This is a genomic window from Nostoc favosum CHAB5714, from assembly GCF_020829495.1.
In the GTDB taxonomy this organism is placed as follows: domain Bacteria; phylum Cyanobacteriota; class Cyanobacteriia; order Cyanobacteriales; family Nostocaceae; genus Nostoc; species Nostoc favosum.
In genome coordinates this window covers 89,217-111,846 of sequence record NZ_JAIVFQ010000010.1, presented here as the reverse complement: position 1 = coordinate 111,846, position 22,630 = coordinate 89,217, and the positions used below count along the sequence as shown (strand labels likewise).

The 22,630-nt window shown below is 42.4% G+C and carries 26 protein-coding genes; 4 read left to right on the top strand and 22 right to left on the bottom strand.

What is annotated here, in order from left to right; all coding sequences use genetic code 11:
- Nucleotides 1-42: 42 nt before the first annotated feature.
- From LC586_RS10150 to LC586_RS10140, 3 genes are all read right to left on the bottom strand, one after another.
- Complete coding sequence (locus LC586_RS10150; RefSeq protein ID WP_229484424.1) at nucleotides 43-1,020, bottom strand: ferredoxin family protein; 978 nt, start codon at nucleotides 1,018-1,020, stop codon at nucleotides 43-45.
- 79 nt (nucleotides 1,021-1,099) lie between these two features.
- Complete coding sequence (locus tag LC586_RS10145; RefSeq protein WP_229484423.1) at nucleotides 1,100-1,660, bottom strand: hypothetical protein; 561 nt, start codon at nucleotides 1,658-1,660, stop codon at nucleotides 1,100-1,102.
- A 189-nt stretch (nucleotides 1,661-1,849) separates the two neighbouring features.
- Entirely contained in the window at nucleotides 1,850-2,224 is a 375-nt protein-coding gene (locus LC586_RS10140; RefSeq protein ID WP_229484451.1) for a hypothetical protein, read from the bottom strand.
- Between LC586_RS10140 and LC586_RS10135 the strand changes: the two genes are divergently transcribed.
- On the top strand, nucleotides 2,122-2,892 hold the full coding sequence (locus LC586_RS10135; RefSeq protein ID WP_229484448.1) for a Mut7-C RNAse domain-containing protein: 771 nt from the start codon (nucleotides 2,122-2,124) through the stop codon (nucleotides 2,890-2,892). The two genes, LC586_RS10140 and LC586_RS10135, sit on opposite strands and share 103 nt — an antisense overlap.
- Before the next feature lie 17 nt (nucleotides 2,893-2,909).
- Here LC586_RS10135 and LC586_RS10130 read toward each other — a convergent pair whose 3' ends face one another.
- A complete protein-coding gene (locus LC586_RS10130; RefSeq protein ID WP_229484422.1) occupies nucleotides 2,910-3,131 on the bottom strand; it encodes a hypothetical protein in 222 nt (73 codons plus the stop codon).
- 99 nt (nucleotides 3,132-3,230) lie between these two features.
- Here LC586_RS10130 and LC586_RS10125 point away from each other — a divergent pair, with 99 nt between their 5' ends.
- Nucleotides 3,231-4,196 (top strand): ROK family protein, encoded by a 966-nt coding sequence (locus LC586_RS10125; RefSeq protein ID WP_229484421.1) that lies wholly within the window; start codon nucleotides 3,231-3,233, stop codon nucleotides 4,194-4,196.
- 132 nt (nucleotides 4,197-4,328) lie between these two features.
- Here LC586_RS10125 and LC586_RS10120 read toward each other — a convergent pair whose 3' ends face one another.
- From LC586_RS10120 to LC586_RS10070, 12 genes are all read right to left on the bottom strand, one after another.
- The gene (locus LC586_RS10120) at nucleotides 4,329-4,913 is read right to left on the bottom strand and encodes a Uma2 family endonuclease (RefSeq protein WP_229484420.1); all 585 of its coding nucleotides are present in this window, start codon (nucleotides 4,911-4,913) and stop codon (nucleotides 4,329-4,331) included.
- A 52-nt stretch (nucleotides 4,914-4,965) separates the two neighbouring features.
- Nucleotides 4,966-6,075, bottom strand: a complete 1,110-nt coding sequence (proB, locus tag LC586_RS10115) for a glutamate 5-kinase (protein WP_229484419.1) — start codon at nucleotides 6,073-6,075, stop codon at nucleotides 4,966-4,968.
- Between the two features lie 257 nt (nucleotides 6,076-6,332).
- Nucleotides 6,333-6,872 carry a YqeG family HAD IIIA-type phosphatase gene (locus LC586_RS10110; RefSeq protein ID WP_229484418.1) on the bottom strand — a complete coding sequence of 180 codons (540 nt, stop codon included), beginning with the start codon at nucleotides 6,870-6,872 and terminating at the stop codon, nucleotides 6,333-6,335.
- A 54-nt stretch (nucleotides 6,873-6,926) separates the two neighbouring features.
- The gene (locus LC586_RS10105; RefSeq protein ID WP_229484417.1) at nucleotides 6,927-7,553 is read right to left on the bottom strand and encodes a hypothetical protein; all 627 of its coding nucleotides are present in this window, start codon (nucleotides 7,551-7,553) and stop codon (nucleotides 6,927-6,929) included.
- A 277-nt stretch (nucleotides 7,554-7,830) separates the two neighbouring features.
- Entirely contained in the window at nucleotides 7,831-8,403 is a 573-nt protein-coding gene (locus LC586_RS10100; RefSeq protein WP_229484416.1) for a DUF3727 domain-containing protein, read from the bottom strand.
- Nucleotides 8,404-8,545: 142 nt separating this feature from the next.
- On the bottom strand, nucleotides 8,546-9,043 hold the full coding sequence (gene ruvX, locus LC586_RS10095) for a Holliday junction resolvase RuvX (protein WP_229484415.1): 498 nt from the start codon (nucleotides 9,041-9,043) through the stop codon (nucleotides 8,546-8,548).
- Nucleotides 9,024-10,262 carry a GNAT family N-acetyltransferase gene (locus tag LC586_RS10090; RefSeq protein WP_229484414.1) on the bottom strand — a complete coding sequence of 413 codons (1,239 nt, stop codon included), beginning with the start codon at nucleotides 10,260-10,262 and terminating at the stop codon, nucleotides 9,024-9,026. The genes ruvX and LC586_RS10090 overlap by 20 nt, the downstream gene beginning before the upstream one ends.
- Nucleotides 10,263-10,486: 224 nt before the next feature.
- Nucleotides 10,487-10,693 carry a hypothetical protein gene (locus LC586_RS10085; protein WP_118163454.1) on the bottom strand — a complete coding sequence of 69 codons (207 nt, stop codon included), beginning with the start codon at nucleotides 10,691-10,693 and terminating at the stop codon, nucleotides 10,487-10,489.
- A 156-nt stretch (nucleotides 10,694-10,849) separates the two neighbouring features.
- Nucleotides 10,850-11,341, bottom strand: a complete 492-nt coding sequence (locus tag LC586_RS10080) for a hypothetical protein (protein WP_229484413.1) — start codon at nucleotides 11,339-11,341, stop codon at nucleotides 10,850-10,852.
- A 48-nt stretch (nucleotides 11,342-11,389) separates the two neighbouring features.
- Nucleotides 11,390-11,515, bottom strand: coding sequence for a hypothetical protein (locus tag LC586_RS40550; RefSeq protein ID WP_267921655.1), 126 nt, complete (start codon nucleotides 11,513-11,515; stop codon nucleotides 11,390-11,392).
- Nucleotides 11,506-13,662: a pentapeptide repeat-containing protein gene (locus LC586_RS10075; protein WP_229484412.1), complete on the bottom strand. Its 2,157-nt coding sequence runs from the start codon at nucleotides 13,660-13,662 to the stop codon at nucleotides 11,506-11,508. The genes LC586_RS40550 and LC586_RS10075 overlap by 10 nt, the downstream gene beginning before the upstream one ends.
- 172 nt (nucleotides 13,663-13,834) lie before the next feature.
- Complete coding sequence (locus LC586_RS10070; RefSeq protein ID WP_229484411.1) at nucleotides 13,835-14,176, bottom strand: hypothetical protein; 342 nt, start codon at nucleotides 14,174-14,176, stop codon at nucleotides 13,835-13,837.
- Between the two features lie 548 nt (nucleotides 14,177-14,724).
- Here LC586_RS10070 and LC586_RS10065 point away from each other — a divergent pair.
- Complete coding sequence (locus LC586_RS10065) at nucleotides 14,725-15,165, top strand: hypothetical protein (protein ID WP_229484410.1); 441 nt, start codon at nucleotides 14,725-14,727, stop codon at nucleotides 15,163-15,165.
- Between the two features lie 70 nt (nucleotides 15,166-15,235).
- Here the strand turns inward: LC586_RS10065 and LC586_RS10060 are convergent, their stop codons facing one another.
- From LC586_RS10060 to petB, 6 genes are all read right to left on the bottom strand, one after another.
- On the bottom strand, nucleotides 15,236-15,607 hold the full coding sequence (locus LC586_RS10060; protein ID WP_100900598.1) for a hypothetical protein: 372 nt from the start codon (nucleotides 15,605-15,607) through the stop codon (nucleotides 15,236-15,238).
- 92 nt (nucleotides 15,608-15,699) lie between these two features.
- Nucleotides 15,700-16,881 (bottom strand): glycosyltransferase, encoded by a 1,182-nt coding sequence (locus LC586_RS10055; RefSeq protein ID WP_229484409.1) that lies wholly within the window; start codon nucleotides 16,879-16,881, stop codon nucleotides 15,700-15,702.
- A 10-nt stretch (nucleotides 16,882-16,891) separates the two neighbouring features.
- Nucleotides 16,892-17,881, bottom strand: a complete 990-nt coding sequence (locus LC586_RS10050) for a GDP-mannose 4,6-dehydratase (RefSeq protein ID WP_229484408.1) — start codon at nucleotides 17,879-17,881, stop codon at nucleotides 16,892-16,894.
- A gap of 682 nt (nucleotides 17,882-18,563) precedes the next feature.
- Nucleotides 18,564-19,007, bottom strand: coding sequence for an ATP-binding protein (locus tag LC586_RS10045; RefSeq protein ID WP_100903086.1), 444 nt, complete (start codon nucleotides 19,005-19,007; stop codon nucleotides 18,564-18,566).
- Between the two features lie 359 nt (nucleotides 19,008-19,366).
- Nucleotides 19,367-19,849 (bottom strand): cytochrome b6-f complex subunit IV, encoded by a 483-nt coding sequence (gene petD, locus LC586_RS10040; RefSeq protein WP_069068452.1) that lies wholly within the window; start codon nucleotides 19,847-19,849, stop codon nucleotides 19,367-19,369.
- A gap of 258 nt (nucleotides 19,850-20,107) precedes the next feature.
- Nucleotides 20,108-20,755 carry a cytochrome b6 gene (gene petB / locus LC586_RS10035; RefSeq protein ID WP_100900603.1) on the bottom strand — a complete coding sequence of 216 codons (648 nt, stop codon included), beginning with the start codon at nucleotides 20,753-20,755 and terminating at the stop codon, nucleotides 20,108-20,110.
- Nucleotides 20,756-21,277: 522 nt separating this feature from the next.
- On the opposite strand from petB, the gene ctpA reads away from it, so the two are divergent.
- On the top strand, nucleotides 21,278-22,522 hold the full coding sequence (gene ctpA, locus LC586_RS10030; RefSeq protein WP_229484407.1) for a carboxyl-terminal processing protease CtpA: 1,245 nt from the start codon (nucleotides 21,278-21,280) through the stop codon (nucleotides 22,520-22,522).
- Nucleotides 22,523-22,630: the final 108 nt, after the last annotated feature.

The following is a 22,630-nucleotide window of genomic DNA, read 5'->3' as shown; positions in this document are numbered from 1 at the left end:
GCAACGCGCTGCCTCCCCTCTGCGTTTAAAAACTCTCCTCTTTTAAGTACTATAACTCATCACCTTACTAGAAGTAACCCAAAGACTACCGACAGCATATTTAGTAACTACCAACTCTCGTGTAGCATTGCATGAACTCTTCAGTTGTTGAGTCTTAGTTTCATCTTTCACAAGTTTAGCCTGGTAAGTGTAGAGAGAACCAGAAGGTTGTTCAAAACTTAGCTCACCCAGAATAGTATTATTATCTAAACTTTGCTCCAAAATTTTGCCTGCAACTTTGTAATTAAACCAATCCCATCCATTGCAAAGCATTAGTTCTCTTTCCAAAACCTGAAGTGCAGCAGGCAGAATTCCCCAGCCTCTATAAACTTTATTTAAGCATTGAATATCGCCAGTACGAGTCAAAATCGATCTAAATGAATCTATATCTATACGACCGTAATATCTTCCTTCTGGCAAGTCTATAATTGTTGGTGCAAAACGATGTCCGCCAAAGTGTGATGATTTCCAAATTCGCATATTATCCAAGCACAAATCAGCGTTCCTTGCTGTCACATTGAAGTAAAAAGGAGCGCCATATCTGGCACAACATTTATCATGGCTACCGTGGGTACAAACTAAAATATCTCTAGTTGTACTAGTTTCTATCTCAGAATTAGAACTGATACCCCATAACCATTTTTGGACAACTGCTGCTACTTGCTCAATATTTGCTAGCTTAAACTCTTTTTTATGGTATCCATTACTTAGCCCCTCTTGTTTTTGATAAATCAAGAGCGTAGTATGGTTTACTTTGTGTGATTGATCATTAGCAATTAAGAGGAATCTAATCGGTAGTTTAGCACGCTTCACTTCCTCTACCAAAACCCTCAAATTTTGGGGTACCCATTTGGAATTAAAGGCTTCTGATGTCCAAGGTAAAGGACACTCAACTAAAATATAAGTTTGATAATTGGTGGCGCTACCAATAACATCTTCTCCCGCTTGTTGTGAATCGTCAGAACAAAAAAAAGTATTCATCTCGCTGTACTCATTAGCGTATTATATGGACAAAAGGTATAACAAAATACAATTGTGTTCTTAGCTACAATATCCTTGGCTAAAGGAGATAAAAAAGAACAATATTCATTTCCCAGTTAAAACTAGGTATCCACTTTATAACATCATTACTGATCAAGGTCTTTCCGGTTAATAAAGTCTCCACAATAGAGATAAACAGCATTAAAATAGATTTTTCCGTATGCGCGGCGTTAATTTTGTATCTAGTTTTATTGTTATTTGGTATTTTGTAAATTTTCACTTGCTGAAACTCGGCTTTTCTGAACTTGGTTTTTTTCGCAAAATCAAATATGTTCAATCTTGTGCGATCGCTTGGAGAGTAACAGGCAATCAACTTGCTTACAATATGGATGTAACTGAGATTACAATCAAAAATATTGCTAGCAGCAACATAATTATTTAAAGTTTTGCTGAAATTTTTTACATAGTTAGTTACAGTTGTTGTTTTTACATATAAATATATAATTTTATGTTGCTTTGGCGAGAAACATATTCCTAAAAGTAGATGCGATAACACCTGATAAACAGATAATACTTTGGTAAGCCAATACTGTTTTAAAACTTTTTTATCTGCTTTTAATGTATTTATCCATGTATACATATTGATAATAATTGTCAATTAGCTTAGAAAAAATAAAAACAATCAAATTAGGGGTAAATGCTTTGTGCCCCGTACTTCATGCGCGATAAGTTAATGAGCAAAACTAGTGACTAATTATTAGCAACGTCACTAACATCAACATTAACAAACCTGATATTTACCCCTTTACCTAATCTAACTTCCTGAAGCTCATGTCAGGGTTTGATTATATGCCTCTGCCTTGACTGTAACTGAACTCAATAATAAATGCAAGTTTTTGAGAATCTTTCTAATTCCTTTACCGTTTGTCGCCTCTAGAAGGTTGCTTAAATCAAGGTTAACTGGCCTTTTATAGTGGAGATAGCTCACTTGAGCAAGTATTGATGCTTTCAATACAATAGATAAAGTTTTGCAATTGTGAAAAATTGTTGTCAGTAAGGGGACACAGCAGTGCGCTCCTAGTAATCCAAAGATTTTTAAGTATGGCGATCGCATATTTCTATTTTCATGGAGAATTGAATCATTTTTTACCACGGCATCATAAGCAGGTGAAAATCTCCCATCTTTTTGAGGAGAGAGCGTCAATTAAGGACATGATTGAGTCCTTGGGTGTCCCTCATCCAGAAGTTGATTTTATAAATGTTAATGGTGAATATGTAAATTTTTCTTACATAGTTTCGGATGGAGATACTATTAATGTTTATCCAATTTCTGCTAGGTCTACTATTATACCAAGCGTTTCTGTTATGCCAGAACCGCTTAGTATTATCCGCTTTGTTTTAGATATCCATTTGGGGAAGCTTGCGACATCTCTACGACTTTTAGGTTTTGATACTTTATACCGCAATGACTACGAGGATGAGAAATTAGCCCAGATATCCTACAGCCAAGCACGAATTCTCTTGACTCGTGATAAGGGTTTATTAATGCGTAGTTTGGTAACGCATGGGTATTACGTTAGAAATACTAACCCTCAACAACAAATCTTGGAAGTACTACAACGCTACGACTTGTTTAAATTAATCTCACCATTTAAACGGTGTTTGCGCTGCAATGGATTATTAGAACCTGTAGATAAGCAATCCATCGTTGACAAGTTACCAGAAACAGTGCGATGCCTACGGCGGCAAGCTACGCAGGTTGATGTATTCCAGCGTTGCCAAGACTGCGATCGCATTTATTGGAAAGGTTCACATTATGAACGATTGCAACAGTTTATTGATGGAGTACTTAACTCAGAAAGAGATGAGTAAGTTAGTCATGGCAATATTCAACCAGCTGAAATATTGCCACTAATTATTTGACTACCCCCGATTCTAGGATCTTCATCTTCCCTATTTAAATCATCAGGAGTGGGGTTTTGCTTACTCTCTCCAGTTACTTCTTCAGGTTCAATGGGATCTGCCTCTTGAGCTTTATCAATATCAAGAGAGAGGGGAGGTTCTTTGGCGTGAGAGAAATCGATAAGTGGATTGGGTTGATCGGAAGTCATGAGTTGCTAAATTATACAGTATTCTTTAGTGTTGAATTTATTTTGCTAGCAAACATCTTTCTTGAGAAATAAACCACGTATTGTAAAAAATAAAAAACTATGACATTAATTTTAGCTCTCGATTTTGGCGGAACTAAATTAGCGGCAGCAACGGTAAATGTCGGTTCTAGAAAGTGGTTGCGTTATGAACGTCGTCTCTCACCAGTAGGTGCAAATGCTAGTACTGACTTGGAAATTATGCGATCGCTAATATACTCTCTGTTAGAAGACACAAAACCTGCTGCGATCGGTGTCAGCTTTGGCGGCCCTGTAGATGCTTCTACGGGGACGGTGCGACTATCTCATCATGTGGCTGGATGGGAAAATATTCCTCTCAAAGGTTTGTTGGAGGAGGAGTTTGGTGTGAGTGTTGGTGTAGATAATGATGCTAATGTTGCTGCTTTGGGTGAACATCGTTTTGGTGCGGGACAGGGGTACGATAGCCTCTTTTATATAACTGTCAGTACTGGCGTGGGTGGTGGTTGGATACTCAACGGCCAGCCTTGGCGGGGTGCTGGTGGGATGGCTGGTGAAATTGGACATATCGTTGTAGATCCTGCTGGGCCAGTTTGTTTATGTGGGAAGCGGGGATGTGTGGAACGTTTGGCGTCGGGGCCTTATATGGCGCAAAGTGTTAGGGAAATTTTGGAGAACGAACCGCAGAGGCGCGGAGGACTCAGAGATAGAGAGGTTTTGAGGGGTTTGGTGGGGGATAATTTAACGTTGCTGACGGGGCAGTTGGTAAGTGAGGCGGCGGCGGCTGGGGATGATTTGGCGAAGGAAGTTTTGCATAAGGCTGCTTGGGCGCTGGGTGTGGGTATTGGCAATGTGGCGAATCTGATGAATCCGCAGCGCTTTGTGTTGGGAGGCGGTGTGACGAAGGCGGGGGAGGATTTTTGGCAGGTGGTGCGTCAAGTGGCGCGGGAGACGGCTTTACCGGAAGTTGATTTTGAAGTTGTTTCGGCAACGTTGGGGGATGATGCGCCGTTGTGGGGGGCTGTGGCTTTAGCAGAAATGGATAATTAAAACATTAACTGAACTGTATTGCATTTTAACGGACTATAACCTTTTCTCTAGTCGTCTTTAGACGACTTTCGCTATTAGACTCAGAATTTATTCTGAGGCGGGATAGATGAGAATGAAATAGCGCTACTATTACTACTGAATACCCTTACGAAACTCTCTTACCGCTTCCAAGGGAGACGACAACAAAATACAACGATTGAGCAGGGATAAATCTAATTCTGGTAATAGCTCACTTGTAACAACTTTCTCATATTCTTGTTCTCGTAAGCAGTAAACTTCAATTGTGCCATCTTCCCAAAACCAAACTTCCGGGACTCCCATTAATTTGTACTTCTGTAACTTTATGGGACTACCGCTAGTAATCACTACTTCAATGCACAAGTCTGGTACAGGTTTGTCCGTTCCAAAGCAATAAGATAAATCTGCTTGATATTCTACTATCTTGGGAATAATCTGGCTAAAACTACCACTGGGAAAAAATTCAATGCCTTTGACTTCAAAATAAGTAATCAATAGTCCAGCAATTAAACACTTAATCACCTCATGAGGTTTACCAATAGTCACAATTTCTAAAACTCCATCACAATAAAACAGCCGCACCCCTGGCACATTTTCAAAGCTGGCTTGAATCGCTTTGAATTGTTCCCAACTTAATCCACGTCTGAAGAAGCGTTGTTCTTCTGGTAAGTTCACAGCATTTTCTAACGTTTGAGTCATAATATTTTTTACTCCCCCAGTTAGTACTCACGAAATTTATCTTATTTCCATCCTAAATCAAAACCAAATTATCTCGGTGAATCACGGTTTCCACACCCGCATAGCCTAAAATTGCGGAAATTTCCCGCGAATGACAGCCGCGAATCTTTTGCAATTCATCGCTGTTGTAATTCACAAGTCCTCTAGCAATTTCGTTACCGTTGCTGTCACACAATTGCACTGCGTCCTGTGTGCGAAACTCTCCTTCTACTACCTTAATTCCAGCTGCTAATAACGATTTTCCCCCTAGAGAAATTGCCGCGATCGCACCTTCATCTAAATACAATTTTCCCGCAGGTATAAGTCCGTAAGCTATCCAACGTTTACGCGCAGAAGTTGGTTCAGGTTGCGGTTCAAAATGCGTCCCAATCAGTTCACCTTGGATAATTTTTTCGATATTTCGGGGAAATCGCCCTTGGGTAATTACGGTGCGCACTCCCGCAGCGATCGCAATTCTCGCAGCCGAAATTTTTGTCGCCATCCCACCAGTACCCCACTGAGAACCTTGGGAACCTGTTTGTATTTGTAATTGAGCTAATTCCTTAATGCTACTCACTAAAGCGATCGGCCGCGCATCTGGTACGGAACGCGGATCGGCTGAGTATAGTCTATCGACATCGGTAAGCAAAAATAGCCAATCTGCTTCTACTAGGCTGGCAACTAATGCCGAAAGGGTGTCATTATCACCAAATTTTAGTTCGTCTATTGCTACGGTATCATTTTCATTGACTATAGGGATCACTCCCAGCCCTAATAGTTCCTGAAAAGTGTTGTAGGCGTTGAGATAGCGGCTGCGCTGTACTAAGTCGCTGCGAGTCAGTAATACTTGAGCGATCGCCTGTTGCAGCGTAGTAAATAAATCATCGTATATCCGAATTAACCTGCCTTGTCCAACTGCTGCTACAGCCTGTTTTAGTGCGATCGCTTTGGGACGTTCAGTTAAGCCTAACCGCGCACAACCCACTCCCACAGCCCCAGAGGAAACCAAAATCACTCGATGTCCCTGGCGTCTTAAATAACACAGTGTTTCTGCCAAGGTAGCAATGGTAGAAAGTGCTAATTGTCCCGTTTCTGGTTGGGTTAGGCTAGAAGTGCCGATTTTGACAACAATTGTTAATGACATCTAAAAAGTGAGGAGTTAGGAGTGACGAGTTAGGAGTTGAATTTAATTCATAACTCATAACTTCTAACTCCTAACTCAATTTGTAAAGCGCCAATCCCTCTATAGTGAAGGCTGACGCTTTACGGGTTTATATTTATTTTGTATGCTGTAAGGTCTATTTTGGCTGACCCCATGTTATTAATACTTATGATCCCCGATTTTTTGATTCCAGTCAGATTCTTTAATCATTTCTTTAGATTTACTTTCCTGACGATTTGTCAAGTTTTGTGAATCTTGCTTTTCTTGGGGGTAATAGAGGCTCCTAGAATTTCAGATATCCAAACTTCAAAGTTGCGAACAGGATGAGAACGCAGGGCTGCGTCTGCATGGACAATCGGTTCAACTAGAATGGTAAACATCCCCAAGCGATTACCTGCTATGACATCCGTAAATAAGCGATCGCCTACCATCCCCACTTGATGCACTGGTAGATCCATTCCCCTAAGTGCTGCTCTAATTTTGCGTCGGGAGGGCTTGGCTGCACCTAAGTAGTAAGGTAAATTGAGCGATCGCGCAATTCCGCCAATTCGTGCTTCACTCAGGTTGTTACTCACCAAGCACAATGCAGTACAGGTACGAATTTGCTCCACCCACTGCCGTAGTTCTAGGGAAGCTATTCCTACTGTAAAGGGTACTAAGGTTTCATCTACATCCAATACCAGCCCTTTAAGCCCGTATTTTTGGATAATATCTGGTGTTAGGTTCAACACTGAACCTTCTAAAATCAAGTCCGGCTGTAAAAGATTGTTCCAGGCCATAGTCAACAGTCAAATTTAAGTAGCTCTAGACAAATGAGCATAACTCAATATAGTTTAGTTAGTCGAACTCGATCCTGGAATATCTCCTTGAACATTTTGAGATAAAATCCCTAAAATTTTATTTATCTCTTTGATGTAATAATTATTCAAATCAATAAATATATCGTTTTCTTCTAACTTCAAAAACTTCCAAATATCCCCCGTTGTTACCGCGCCATAAATTTTCCTAATTTCATTTCCTTCTTGCTGATTAAACAATTGTGCTGCCAACATTGTGGCCGCACATTGACCTAATCCACCTTTAATATTTTCATTTTTCGCTTCAATAATAACCACCACAGGCACATTAATTGTTAATTGCTCTTTAGCACGACTGATAATAAAGTCACAATAGCCATTCAAACCTTTTTCGGCATCTACATTAAAGTCTGTTCCCGAAAATAAACTAATTGGATAATTAGCCCTGCGTCTTACCTCCAACAAAATCGGAGTGATAATCATTTCTGAACGAGCTTTTTCAGTATTAATTGCTAAAGCCAGTTCTGCCGTTTCTTCTAAAGAATTTATGAGTTTCTCGCTTGGCTGTAAAGGTTCGATGTCGGCACATAAATCAGTTTCTTCATCAATGTGGATGCTGAATGACTTTTTAAATTTACTTAATGTAAAGTCGCTATAAGCCATTTTCAGCACCTCATCCCAATTTTTGATTTTGCGGAAAGTTGTAAGGAGGGTTTCCCTCCGTAGCAAACTTTTCAAGACGGATAATGGAATTAAAAATCCCTACCAAACTGCTTTTTCCAGAATCTTAAACAACACTAATTGTCCCAATTTAGTCTCAATGATTCATTGCTTCCACATTGAATGGGACATGGTAAAAGGTTTAGCTAGATTTTGATTACAATGAAAATTTTCAATTAAAAAATTCAAAATGTTACATTTTGATTTTGAATTTTTAATCTTATTCCACTTCATTAAAAAGATGTTCCTCTAATAGAGGCTGCACTTTGCGAAACTCCTCTGGAGAAAGTAATTCAGGTTCACCTGTTTTTGCTATCCGTGCAAAAAACAACAGGGGATCGAGGGGTGTATAAATTGCATACTCTTGATCTTCATCATAGAAGCTAGCGAGTAGCTGTAATTGCTCCGGATCTAAATCCGCTTCTTCATCTTCGATTTCTAAAGTGAAGAGTTCTGATTCTTCAACGGGCGGTAAATCACCTGCAACAGTTAAAGCATAAGCTGTATTCTTCAATATCAGGTTCTGCTCAGATAGTACAGCTTGGGCAGTGGCAAAAATTTGCTCAATAATGGAGTCATCTTCTACCAGAACCGCTTCTTCTTCCTCACCGTCACCTTCCCAAGAAAAAATTTCTACAGGGGAGTCTACAGGAAGAAGTAAAACGTATTCTTGTTCATCTACTTCGAGGGAATGCTCTACGTAACATTCGAGCGATCGCCCTTTGTCATCGGTTAAAGTGATGGAACCCGCATGAGCATTATCATTTTCTTCAGGAAATGGAGAGGAAAACATAGCCGAAATGTAGAAATTTAATAAATACCAGCAACTTTGAAAATCGCTTAACTATTTAATGGCATTATTATGCCAACCAAATAGCGTTATACGTAGATACAACTGCTGGCTAATCGTTTTCAGAATATCATGTTAAAAGGTATCAATATTCAATAGCCGCAACTGAACTGTGGGAGTTAGCACGCTTAACATCCAACCATTGTTGTAAAATCAAAGCGGCTGCCTTGCGGTCAATCAAACCTTTATGGCGTGACGGGGAGCGGTTCTCAGCTATCAGCAGTTGTTCTGCTTGAAATGAAGTTAATCGCTCATCCATATATTCCACAGGTAGTTTCAGTGCTTTAGCAAGTCTTGTAGTAAATTTTTGAACTTGACGCGCCTGAAATCCTAGTGAGCCATCCATTGAATAAGGTAAGCCCATCACCAGGATTTGCACCTCGCGTTCATTAACTATTTGCCGGATTTGCTCGACATCCTGCTCAAAAGATGTGCGTTCAATTGTAGTAATCCCCGTGGCAATTAAACCCGTGCGATCGCACCCGGCCACACCAATGCGCTTGCGACCGAAATCTAGTCCCAACGCTGAAATAAACGGTTTTGGTTGCTCCTGGGATATCACGCTAATTCTCCTGCTGTGCATCTGCTGATTCAGAAATCGGCGATGCTTCCATGCTAGGATTTTTGCTCGAAAAGTTAATCGGTTCTGACTTGCTTGGCAACGGTTTATCTGACGATGGCAGTTGTCCTGGTTGTATCCATGACATCCCACCTGGTATCGGTTTACGTGCCGGTTGTAAACCTTGCAGCATATCAGTCCACTGGATTCCTTCTAAAGAGACGAATTTAGACTCTCGTAGCTTGTGCCACACAGAGCGAGACATAACTAATGTATGTTCTATGCGTTTTGCCCCAATTCGCTCCAAATACTCTTCTCGCTCTGCTTGATAATCTGAAGAAGCGAGTTGTAACCCTTGCTGGGGAAAATCTTGAGCGATACGAGCCAGTTGAGATAATAATTCTGGATACAGCCAGGTATAAGCAGGATGAACAGTCAACGTTGCAACGTGGGGAACTTCCCCCTTACGGTCAAGTTGCACCTGAAAATAGCCGATCGCAGCTTTGCGTTGCGGTTCAAATACGTAACCACTCACTACTTCTGTTTTGCTCACCCATTGCATTACTGCATCACTTAAAGCACCAAACAAACTGGTTTTAAAGTCGCGGGTGTTACGGTCAAAAACCTGACGTACCAAAGGTGGCATAGAAGCCGTATCTAGTTGATATAGCAACTGGGCATCAGCATTACTTACTGGCAAAAGGTTGGGTAAGTCTGGCTCTGCTTGCGCTAATTCAGCCAGTAATTCTGGCCCAATTTCCCAGTACGTCATTTCTGCCAGACGCTGAAATCCATTTTGTCGATATAGTGCCAGCGCCTCAATATCATTGATGTTAACTTCCAGTAACCAAGTGCGAGCTTCCAGAATCGATTCAAAGCAATGACGCAAAAGTTGTGAGCCAGTTCCTTGTTTATCGACACCACGCTCCAACAGCACTTGATCAATCCGCCAAGTGCTGCGTGTCCGGTTAAAGGGTGACACTTGAATCATCCCTAGAAGCATCCGCCCTTGCTCTGCAACGTATGCACAGAGGCGATATTGTAGCGGGTTAGGAAACCAACTTAAAAATTTGAGTAATCCATACCAGCGACGCAGCCTTTGCATCTGGCTGATGGCAAAACCTGCTCCCTGCGGAGTAAGGGCTGCGAATGACTCTTGAGTTATGCGCTCAATGCCGTCCAGATCCCGGTATTGGACTGGTCGGATTACAACGCTTAGGTTTCGGGGAAGTAATGAAGTCATTTTAATTCGAGCCGCTATTTAGCCTTCACTAACTGATCTTCAAAGGAACTGCTGCAATAATATTAACTGCTTTTTGCCCCTTACTATTGCGCCAAAAGGGTGATTTTAGTAACTCAATACTTAAAAAAGCAGAAAAAGCAGACCTTGTGAGAACACCATTGGCATTAACCCAACAACATCTGCCTTATATTTTATTGGAATTTTGATTAAAATTTGTATATATTTTATAGCCCTTGTCGAGAAACTAGCTTTTCAAAGTGGGCTTGGGTTTGATGGAGTAATTGTTGGCGACTATCTACCAGTGTTTGCTTCAGGGTTGGAACAAGATTGCGAGCTTGCAGAGTCATGTGAAGTTGCAGGTTGGCGACGTATTCACTGAAATCTTGATTCACTTCATTTGCGCCCGCATCTGTTAATAAATTTGATTCCATTGCCACTGTGTTCTCCTGTGTTAATCCTATGCTGTCTCTCTTCATGACCAAAAAGTATCACGTTGTTTGGACTAACTTCTTAATTTGCAATGAAGTTTAACGCTTCTTAGGGATAGGGATAGGGATAGCGATCGCAGTAGGGTTTTTCTGTGCCCATTAAAATCTCAAACCAACACCACCTTGTACAGAGATAGCTGTACCACCGCTATCACGGTAGGCATCAAAAGCGATAATGGCGTTGCCAAAAAGCACAGTATTGCTATTTGGGATCATATAATCAATGCCCGGTTGTAAAGCAAAACTAATTTTGTCGCCCACAGGAGAAGATCCACCACCACCAGCCAACACTAACCCAGCACCCAGGTAAGCATCAGCTTGCCAGTTGAGGGGAAAATCGTAAGAAACCGTTGGCACAACTGCTGTATTATTACCAACTAACACTTGGGCACGCAGTGAAATCGGTGCTTCCAAAAGCTTGTAGCGACCGGCTATAACCCCCCCCAATTGGATACCGTCAGTAAAACCAATAGCGGGGCCTATACCGATATAACTGCCATAGGCTACTTGAGCTTGTGCTGGTTTACTACTTGCCAGACTCAAGACCAAGCCAGCCCCCAAAACTGAAACCAAATATGCAATAAATTTCATAACCGAACTCCTCACACCAATTAGTCATTAGTCATTAGTCATTAGTCATTAGTCATTAGTCATTGGGCATTGGGCATTGGTTGCCTTGTCTCCCTCATCTCCGTCATCCTCCCCTGCCCCCTGCTCCCTGCTCCCTGCTCCCTGCTCCTCTTGCTCCCTCCATTCTACGGGCAACTAGAATGAATGCCTCCTTGAGTACAAATGTATGCTACTTGCTTGGGATCTAAATTTTTGGCTTTAGAAAAATCAACCCCTTGGACTACGGCAGATACTGAGCCTAAATCTGGGGTTTCTACAAATTGATCTGCTGGATCTTGTTTACTAGGAGCGAGAATTGCCCCCTTAAAATCTGCCCCGGCGACATTTGCCCCCCGTAAATCTGCAAGACTCAGGTCGGCATTTTGCAAGTTAGCGTTTTCCATCTGGGCAGAACGCAAAACAGCACCAGCTAGACGAGTGGCACTCAAGTTAGCATTGCTGAGATTAGCACGATCCAAATAGGCTCCTGATAAATCTGCCCCTTGCCAATCAGTGTTAGTTAAATTGGCAAAGGATAATTGCGTTCCGATGGCAGTGGCGCGACCTAAACGCGCACCGTACAGATTGGCTTCGTTCAATTTAGCATCGCCTAAATCTGCTCCAGTCAAGCTGGCTTTTTCCAAAACAGCGTTTCGCAGATCGGCTCCTACTAGTTGGGCGCTGTTGAGTTTAGCTTCATATAGACGGGCGTTGGATAAGTTGGCTCTGTTGAGAGTGGCGCGGCTCAAATCGATCCGGTTCATCAAAACGCGACTGAGATTAGCATCAGTAAGATTAGCTTGCTGCAACTGAGCTTGGCTTAAATCAGCCATTACATCATCATAGGTATCCCAGCGTCCATCTTCACCCACGCCTCGAAAGCGGCTACCCTTAAAGCTGGCTTGGTTAAGATTTGCAGATCTAAACTTAACTCCTGATAAATCAAGGTTGTCTAGTACCAAGTTGAAGAAGGAACTTCCTGGAGTCCCACTTTGACCTAATTGGGTGCTACTAAGGTCAACGCCCTCGATTTTACCACTGTAAACAGAAAGAATCTTGTTGATCGTCCGCTGGTTTCTTTGTAGCCGCCCTTGCCGTAATTCCCGTTCTTGGGTTGCAGTGCTACCCACAGACTCTAGTTCGCTAACCAAAAACTGATTTTTATTTTTTAGTTCTGGGATGGCTTTGGGCCCAACAGTTGTCAAAGCTTGTTGAATCGTATCCAAGAGGCTGGGGTTGGTTTCGCTAACCAAGAGATCCGCCAGAAATTTAGCGGACTGTGGGTCATTAATGCCACCCATAGCCAGAATTGCACTTTGGCGTTGCTCATTAGTCGCCCCAGAGTTGGAATTCAATTGGTTGCGAAGTTCGAGGAACTGTTCCCTGTTGATTTTCTCGGTTGATCGCTGGGATTGTTGAATTTGGATATAAACTTGAGTACCTATTAAAGTTGCCAACACAGCAGTCATACTCGTAAGCCCTATCCCAAACAAAGTCAGATTAGGATTTTGCTGTATCCGCCGCCACAGATTAGGCGACTGGTTGGTTTGGGCTGCCGCTAATTCTTCTCCCTCCTGCCATTCTTCGGCTTCATCATTACCGCCAGTAGACTCAGCTTGTTTGTTGTTAGCTAAAAGTGAGGATGGCAAGGGGCGAGTCGCATCTATTGTATAAGTGCCTGCAAGTTGATCGTGCAATGCGCGACGCCCCCGGCGCGACGGTAAGCCTATCCCTTCACCTACAATCATTAACAAAGACAAAAATGTGAATAATCCTAAATTAGGAAAAGCAAAGCTGTAGCGCCACAGCAGATAGGCGATGGAAATGGGTACAGTCCAACGCCCAACTCCTTCTCTAATCACCACTGCCCCCAAACCAGGTGGCCTTCCTTGCTCGTTGACAACCCGCACTTTTAACCAGCGTTTAGGAATTGTGCTACCAGTCTTAGCCAGTAAATACAATTGCCACCATGAGAGAGTTACAGGTGCTAACAGGGCGATTGTCCACAAAATATTAGTCGGCCATGCCACGTTACGGATGCCATAGCTAACAGGTAGAGCCAGGGGTCTGGCGATCGCTCTTTCTGTAACTACCAATACGGGGTTAAGGGGCACTCGGTTAAAATCGCTTCTAGAATTGGCATAGACACCAATGCCGAAGGGAATCAACCCACTGCTAACCACTAGTGTGATTTCAGCCGCCCAAGCAGCAAACCGCCTGCTTGCTAGCAGCAGCGAATTGGCTCTTTCTGGTTGTTTTGACTGATCAGATTGATTACTTCTTTTGATAATTGGTGTCGTCATCGCATAATTTCCTTTGACATTATTTATACGCCGCGCTCGGCATAATTAAAATAGACTAAGCTAACCGGCAAAAAGTGAAATAGAATTTTGCAGCTATAAGTCAGGAGCCTTTTGTATCATGGCTCCTGACTTTCATAACTACGGGTATGCAAAGTAAATGCATATCAGCTTATTACTTACGTTGAAAGCTACTAGACACAAAAATTTTGTATCCAACATACACTAACACTGCCAAAAGTGCCAGACTAATTACAGATGCAACCAGTTTAAACACTGCTTGCAGCATCGCCAAGCCTACTACCACCGTCACACCCGAAACTACCAGCTTTTTTGTCCCAGATAAGCTGTTGAACCAAATCTGAAATCGCTCCAGTTGCAAGTTAAACTTGGCAAAAACAGACTGAGGCATCTGTTTTTGCTCTTGTGGTTGGGGAACCACTTCAGGCGAAGAATTAATCTCTGCCTCTAGCTTATTGAGGCGACGCTGCAAGTCTTCTTCTCTTTGAGGATTCATCAATCTTTTCTACCTCAGCTATGTCACTTATTCCACAACAGACCAACAAATTCTATTTTTGGTGGTTGTCTTAGTGATTTTAGCTAATGTCTGTGTGTGCAATACCTTTCTGGGCAGTAAAAATTATGATGATTTTTGGAATTTTTGCGTGTTACGGATTGAAGGGCAGAATATAGGGTAGAATATTTTGGTGCAAAAGCGCCACCACACATAGATAATTTGCACGATTAACTAGTTCCGTGGGTTTAAGTCCCCTGGTTCAATAAAAATTTTGTTTTGTGTTGGGGTTAAATCCCCATTACAAAACAAAATTTACGAAAGCGTTGCGGGGCGTTCGCGTTTAGCGTCTCTAAGAGTTGCCCATTACGAATTACGAATTACGAATTATTTAATGGTCTTTACACCCATCAAATATTCACAAAAAATCCTGAGATGAGTAGTATTGCTTTATACGACACCTTTTGGAACTAAGACGGATTGCTGCCGTCTATATAAATCATCACCATATAACAATATTGCTCTAGAAAAAATCTGGAGCATTAATTAAAATGAAAACGCTTAGGCTACTTACAATGGTTCCCACAGCTTTGGCGATGAGTTTGGTTTTCGCCCAGACTAATTTGGCACAGACACCAACAACCCAAATTAATCGGAATCTCCAACCAGATCCACTAATTTTGAAGGGAAAGTCTGGGGGAACTGTCAAAAGTAATTGTGGCAATATTCCCACTGAACCTAATCAAGTTATCCAGGTTACAGAGTCACTACCTTATTTGCGATTAACAGTAGAAAGTGAAGGGAAGCCAACGCTATTGATCGATGGGCCAGGGGGACGCTTTTGTGTAATGGCAGATAAATATTCTGGAGGCAAGCCAGAACTTTCTGGTTACTGGCAGGCAGGAACATACTCGCTGTTTGTGGGCGAACTATCCCAAGGAAAGCCAAGCTTTAACTACACCCTCTCAATCTCGCAACAAACAAATAAATAGTCATTTGTCCTTTGTCACTAGTCATTTGTCCTTTGCTAATGACCAATGACCAATGACTAATGACTAATGACTAATCTTCCAGTGATTTGGCTGGGACTTCAACAGCTTTGACATCAATTGTGCCTTCTGGTGTGAAGCGCTGAAAATGACTATTTTGTACTAACAGTGACTCCCCACAGTTAGGGCACTGCAACTGACTGTTATTTAAACCTGTAAATTCATATCTACAGACGGGACACTGGTCTGCAACCAAGTTACGTTGCAGCCACCAACGAAAGCCAAAAAAAGCCACAATGGGTGCTAAAAACAGCAACCCGACAATAATTAGCAACGAATTAACCAACCAACCCAAGCCCAGTGATGCCAGCAACCAAATAACTGCCAGCAGGGTAAGCCAAGGGCGGAGATTTAAAAGATTCAATTGAAATGACTTAAAGCTCATTTTTTAAATGTCGTCCTGCTCTCCTTCTAGGATAGCGATTTTAATTATTGGTCACTTGTACTGAGCGTAGTCGAAGTATTTGTCATTTGGACTCAAATGGACTTCATTACTGAGGATAGAAGAATTTTTTGCAAGTGCTGTTGAAAGGCATCTATGCCAAACAGAGCGATCGCTTGTTCTCGTAGCCACTCTCCATTACATCGCTGGTCATTCCCTTGAAGCATTTCTATACAAGCCGTTGCTACCGCATCAGGACTGCGGTGTGGGACTCGCCACCCTAGTTTACCATCTTGCAAAGGATCAGCTGAACCATCGTCATCACCGGATAATACAGGCACTCCACAAGCCATTGCTTCCAGATAAACAATGCCAAAGCCTTCTTGCGAAGGCATAATATAGGCATCAGCAAGGCGGTAATGTTCCATTAATTCCTCTGTAGCAACGAAACCAGCAAATACGACGCGATCGCTCACACCTAAATATGCAGCAAGTTTTGCTAATCGCGGTTGGTCATCGCCGCGGCCAATTACCAAATATTTCACTTCTGGGAAAACCTGAGCGATTTGTGGTAATGCCCGAATCGTTACATCTACACCTTTGTAAATATCCCCTGACCATAACCGCGCTACTGTCATTAACACCTTAGCATCAGTTAAGCCATACTTCTGGATTAATTCTGGCTGCTTGGAACCAGGAGTAAATTTATCCCCATCAATTGCACAAGGCATCATCTGTACCATTTTCGGGTTTAAACTATTAGCGGCACAAGCGCGATCGCGGCTGTAACGACTAATTGTCCAAATTCCAGCTGCTGATGTCAGGGCGCGACGTTCTTGATTTTTGAGCGGTTCCCAAACTTCTTTGCCGTAAGTTAGCACGGTGTAAGGAATCCCCAAGGGCTGGCAAAGAGTTTGTACTAATAGTGCTAAGTTAATATGACCGCAGAAAACTTGTTGCGGACGGCTTTGCAAAAGACACTTGAGTAAAGCTGCTGCCATTTGCAGTCTTCCTATTTGGGGAGACTGATTTTTAAAGTAATGAAATTTTAAGTTCTTGTCTTTAAACGGATTTAAGCTATCAGGACTATCTCGCAGCAAAAAGACTTCCGCTTTGTAGGCTTGGCTCAATCCCAGATAGGCGCGAAAAATATCTTTTATATATGATTGGATACCGCCTTCGTGGGCAAAAATTTCTAAAAACACGAAGACATGATTTGTTTTTTTGTTAATTTTATCACCTAACTTGAGGTTTTCTGTCACTGTAGTGATATGCATGTTAGGTTATTTACACTCGCGGTAAGGGCGCGATCGCACCGCTTTGTAACCGCTCTAAATCTGTTTTTACCATTTTTTCTAAAAGTTCCTCAAAGCTCACTTGGGGTTCCCAACCAAGGTTTATTTTAGCTTTACTGGGGTTAGCTACTAGTTGAAAATGCTCATCTTGTCGCAATAAGCTCGTATTTAAAACTACATGCTGTGTCCAATCCAATCCGACAGACTCAAAGGCTGCGGCAACTAAATCTCTAACGCTGTGGAGCTTACCAGTGCCAATCACATATTCTTCTGGTTCATCGATTTGCAACATTAACCACATTGCTTCTACGTAATCTCCAGCAAAGCCCCAATCGCGTTTGGCATCTAGGTTACCCATTTCCAAGGTGTCAGTTAAACCCAATTTAATCGATGCAGCCGCTAAAGAAACTTTGCGTGTAACAAACTGAGGTGGTCGTAGAGGAGACTCATGGTTATATAAAATTCCACTACAGGCAAATAGCCCATAGCGCTGTCTGTGATGCACCATTGTCCAGTGGGCGTGCATCTTGGCCGCAGCATAGGGATTTTTGGGGCGAAAAGGCGTTTCTTCATCTTGAGGCGAAATAAATACATCGCCAAACATTTCTGAGCTGCTGGCTTGATAAAACCTGGTAGACAAACCAACCTGTCGTACTGCTTCCAAAAGCCTTGTAGCCGTACCAGTTATCAGATCCAGGGTTCCCAATGGGTCGTTCCAAGAATCGGGTACAAAACTCGGAGCCGCCAAATTGTAAATTTCTTGGGGACGCAGCTGTTCAACTGCGGTCAACAGCGCCGCATTATCCCTCAAATCAACCGTATAAATTTCTACCTGATTTGCCAGTGTTCCTAGTTTTGTCAAATTAGGTTGTCGATGTGGGGGTACTAATCCTACAACTCGATAACCACGGTTGAGGAGCAAATGGCTGAGATAGTAGCCATCTTGACCAGTAATTCCTGTAATTAGGGCTGTCTTAATCATATTTTGTCCCCTATTTCCTCTATCTCTTTAAGCACAAAATGGCACTTGTTGGAGAACATAAATTAAGACTCTCAACACTGCTGACAAATCTTAACAAAAGAGCTAGTCTAGGTCGAATGTTATCTTTACTGGATTCATTAATTCTTTTTATACAACAATATTCTTTATTTTACAAAATGCTCATAATAAACAAGCAATTTTACGTAAAAAACATATTACTCCAATCCAGATAATATTGAAAAAGGAGTATACTTTTATCAATCAAATAACTACATATTTGAGCAGATACTCCGCCGTGCTTCTGTTTTTAAGTGAGTGGCTCAACTTTGGGAAAAAGTTCCGCCCCTTGCGCGGCGACCATAGGAGAAGGAGAAGTTTTGTTTGTCGTACTCCTAATTATAATCAAGCTACGTGCAACGTCTCCTAGACAAGACAAGCCTTCGTACCCTGGTACTCCTTCCCTACGCTACGCCTTTGCTTAAAACCCAAAATTGGTATCAGAAGTATTCTTACCTTCCTTTATTTTTAGGACTTACGCACGAGTAACGGAAAACGAACCACAGAGAAGCCAGTGCCCCCTTGCGGTTAAGAGACTTGAAGCAACTGGCGCGGCGCAGAGGTCACGGAGGAATGAGAGTTTGAGAGGGTTTTTGCGTAAGTCCTAATTTTGACTGCTTGACTTTTACTTTTGTGCTTCTACAGAGTATTTGACGATGAGGAGGCAATTTCTACCATCTGCACCACGCTCGTATACAACACGATCAGCCAACCGCCTCAGGAGAAACCATCCATACCCACCTACTTGCAGCGTACCTGGCTCTGGCTCTGCGATCGCATCAGGATTGAAAGGTTTTCCATAATCCCAAATTCTAATCTCTAGTCGGTCAATCCACAGATAAATGTTAATTTCAATGGTTGTTTCTGGGGGTAAAGCATGATGAGCGTGACGAACAGCGTTGGTAAAGCCTTCTGCTAATGCTAAATTTAGGCGATCAAGTTGGGTTTTTGACCAGCCAAGTTGAGACAAATGTTGCAGACAAAATTGCTCGAACCATTCTTGCACCTGGTTTAGGAGACTGAGTTCGCTCTTAACCGTCAGATGGTCTTGCTGCACTATGCTAAACATTAACTGTGACTTAAATATAAGTAAACCCAAGTTGCTAGTTATTAAATTTTGCACTATTCGCAGAATTTCTCTGATATAGAAAAATATATTTTGAGATATTCTATGTCCCAAAAGACAAAACATGAACGATTTTGGCATTTCGAGAATTGTAACTAGCAACTTACGTTAAGTAAGTGAAAAATGTTTGTAGTTGATGACTTTTTGGTGATTTTAAATTTTGGAATAGCTTTTCCATCCAAAACTTCAGATCCCAGATGCAATCTGAATTATTAAAATTGACGCCTGTAAATTTTTTTCAAAAGCACATCTGCATCTGCTTTTAAAACTCACAGGCGTCAAAGCACTTTGTGGTGACTAATTTAGAATAGTCCCAAGGTCAAAGATTTATCCAATGGCAAGGCAGCACCAATACCCAGCCACAAGGTGACAAGGGTACCAAAGAGGAACACTGTGGTTGCAACTGGACGACGGAAGGGGTTTTGGAACTTATTAACGTTCTCAATAAAGGGAACGAGGATTAGCCCCACTGGTACTGAACCCATTGCTAACACTCCTAAAAGTTTGTTAGGAAGCGATCGCAAAATTTGGAAAACTGGATACAAGTACCACTCTGGCAAAATTTCCAATGGTGTGGCGAAAGGATTTGCTGGTTCACCGGTCATAGCGGGATCTAGCACAGCTAGAGCCACAATCGCAGCGAAGGAACCCATGATCACGATTGGAAAGACGTAAAGTAGGTCATTAGGCCAAGCGGGTTCACCATAGTAGTTGTGACCCATGCCTTTGGCTAGTTTGGCTCTTAACTGAGGATCGCTCAGGTCAGGTTTTTTTTGTGTTGACATTTTGAAATATGCTCTCCTGCTTAAGTTAAATTAAAGCATTTGTGAAAGCTATCAGCTACTAGGCAACTCTAGCCTTGCGGCAAACAGCATTTGTCTATTTACGGTCAGGCGCCTGGAGGGACTCTACAGCTTTAGGTTTGAGATACAAGTGTTTGTTTTTTGGAACTTATGTACAATTAATTTCTTGTGTTTCATAAGTTTAAAACAAACAACTTCATCTGGAAACTGATAAACGTTGCCTTTCGCTAATAACTGAGATTACAAAGGCCCGGAAATGCCTTGTTTGCGGATCATCAAGAAGTGAAACAGCATGAAAACTGCAATCAACCAAGGCAGCACAAAGGTGTGTGCGCTGTAGTAACGAGTTAGTGTTGCTTGACCAACACTAGAACCGCCGCGCAGCAAGTCGGAGATCAAAACGCCAACTACGGGAATTGCTTCTGGTACACCGCTAACAATTTTCACAGCCCAGTAGCCAATTTGATCCCAAGGTAGGGAATAGCCAGTGACTCCAAAGGAAACTGTAATCACAGCTAGGATGACACCACTTATCCAGGTCAGTTCGCGGGGCTTTTTGAAACCACCAGTCAGATAAACCCGGAAGGTGTGCAAAATCATCATCAATACCATCATGCTGGCAGACCAGCGATGGATGGAGCGAATTAGCCAACCGAAGCTTACTTCATTCATGATGTACTCCACAGAGGAGAAAGCTTCAGTAACTGTTGGTCTGTAGTAGAACGTCATCGCAAATCCAGTGGCAAACTGGATGAGAAAACAAACCAGGGTAATTCCACCCAAACAGTAGAAGATGTTGACGTGGGGAGGGACGTACTTACTAGTAACGTCTTCGGCGAGTGCCTGAATCTCCAGGCGTTCCTCAAACCAGTCGGAAACGTTGGCCATACAATCTCAAGTTCCTAAAAGTCGGTTGCGGTTGATAAATTCCGAAGTTCTAAATCGGCGACCAAAATTCTGATGTTCTCAAGCCTCGGCATCCTGCGGGTTTACCTTTAGGTTTTCCCTTTCGACAAAAGGGTTGCCACAGGCTAGGGTAGCAGCAGAATTGTCTACGGACTTCTCATAAGCCGCCGCTTGTGACTTCTCTCCCAATTAGCAATTTTGGGATTTTAGTAAAGGCGAGTTTTGTTTGCTTGTCAGCTTTCAGGGTGCTAAGAGTCTTCAGAAACTTTACACTCTGTAAAGAAGGAATATATTGCGATCTCTTTACGCCCCTGCACAGAAAATGGTGGACACAAAGTAGATTTTATCCTTTGATGAGTGCATACAACGCATCAGTTGACTGAACAACTTGATGAGAGAAATGCACCACTTCTATAAAAAAAGTAACATAATCGAGAGATAGATTTCATCAACAACAGAGCAAGTGGGCATTTCTAGGCAATTTGGGTTGAGGTGGAATTGAGAATGGGGTTCATGAACAAACAAGTCTTTCGGGTTGGATTTTCATTGTTAATGGCGTTTTGGTTGGCGTTGGGTACGCTCACGCAGCCGGCGATGGCTTTGACGACGGAACAAAAGCTGGTTTCGGAAGTTTGGCGAATTGTTAATCGCACTTATCTAGATGAGACGTTTAATCATCAAAACTGGGCAGCAGTCCGGCAAAAGGTTCTGGAGAAGCCACTGACAGACTCAAATGCCAGTTATGCGGCAATTGGGAAGATGCTCAAGAGCCTCGACGATCCTTTTACGCGCTTTTTAGATCCGGAACAGTACCGCAGCTTACAGGTCAATACTTCTGGCGAACTTACTGGGGTAGGATTGCAAATTGCCCTAAATCCTGAGACTGGGAAGTTGGAAGTAGTTGCTCCCATAGCAGGTTCACCAGCAGATAAAGCGGGAATTAGACCACGCGATCGCATTCTCAAAATTGAAGGCGTTTCCACAGAAAATCTTACCTTAGATGAAGCTGCAACTAAAATGCGCGGGCCGAGCGGCAGCCTTGTTACTCTCCTGATCGAACGGGACGGAGAGACAGAAACAGAAATTAGACTGACACGCGATCGCATTGCTCTTAACCCTGTGGTTTCAGATTTGCGTGTTTCCACTGAGGGTACGCCCATTGGCTACCTTCGCCTTACTCAATTCAATGCCAACGCCTCAACGGAATTGGCACACGCTATTTCTAGTCTAGAAAAAAAAGGCGCTGATGCCTACATTCTAGATTTACGAAATAATCCTGGGGGGTTATTACAATCAGGAATTGAAATCGCCCGTCTGTGGTTAGACTCTGGTACTATCGTCTACACTGTGAACCGACAAGGTATTCAAGGTAGTTTTGAAGCCTTTGGGCCACCCCTGACGACCGATCCTCTGGTGATTTTGGTGAATCAAGGAACTGCCAGTGCTAGTGAAATTCTCGCCGGCGCACTCCAAGATAATGGTCGTGCCCAGTTGGTAGGCGAAACCACCTTTGGTAAGGGACTAATTCAATCTTTATTTGAATTATCAGATGGTTCGGGCTTGGCAGTTACAATTGCTAAGTATGAAACTCCTCAACACCGGGATATCAATAAACTAGGTATTAAGCCAGATAAAGTGATTTCCCAAGATCCAATTAACCGTGACCAGATTGGCACGGAAGCGGATCTGCAATATCAAGCAGCAGTGGAACTTTTGAAGAAAAACTCGGTTGTGGCGGGGAAGGTGTAGAGACGCGATTAATCGCGTCTCTACAGGAGTTAGGAGTTCGCCTTGTTCCCAGTCTATGACTGGGAATGACCGAATAATTACCAATTCATAATTAATAATTAAAGAATG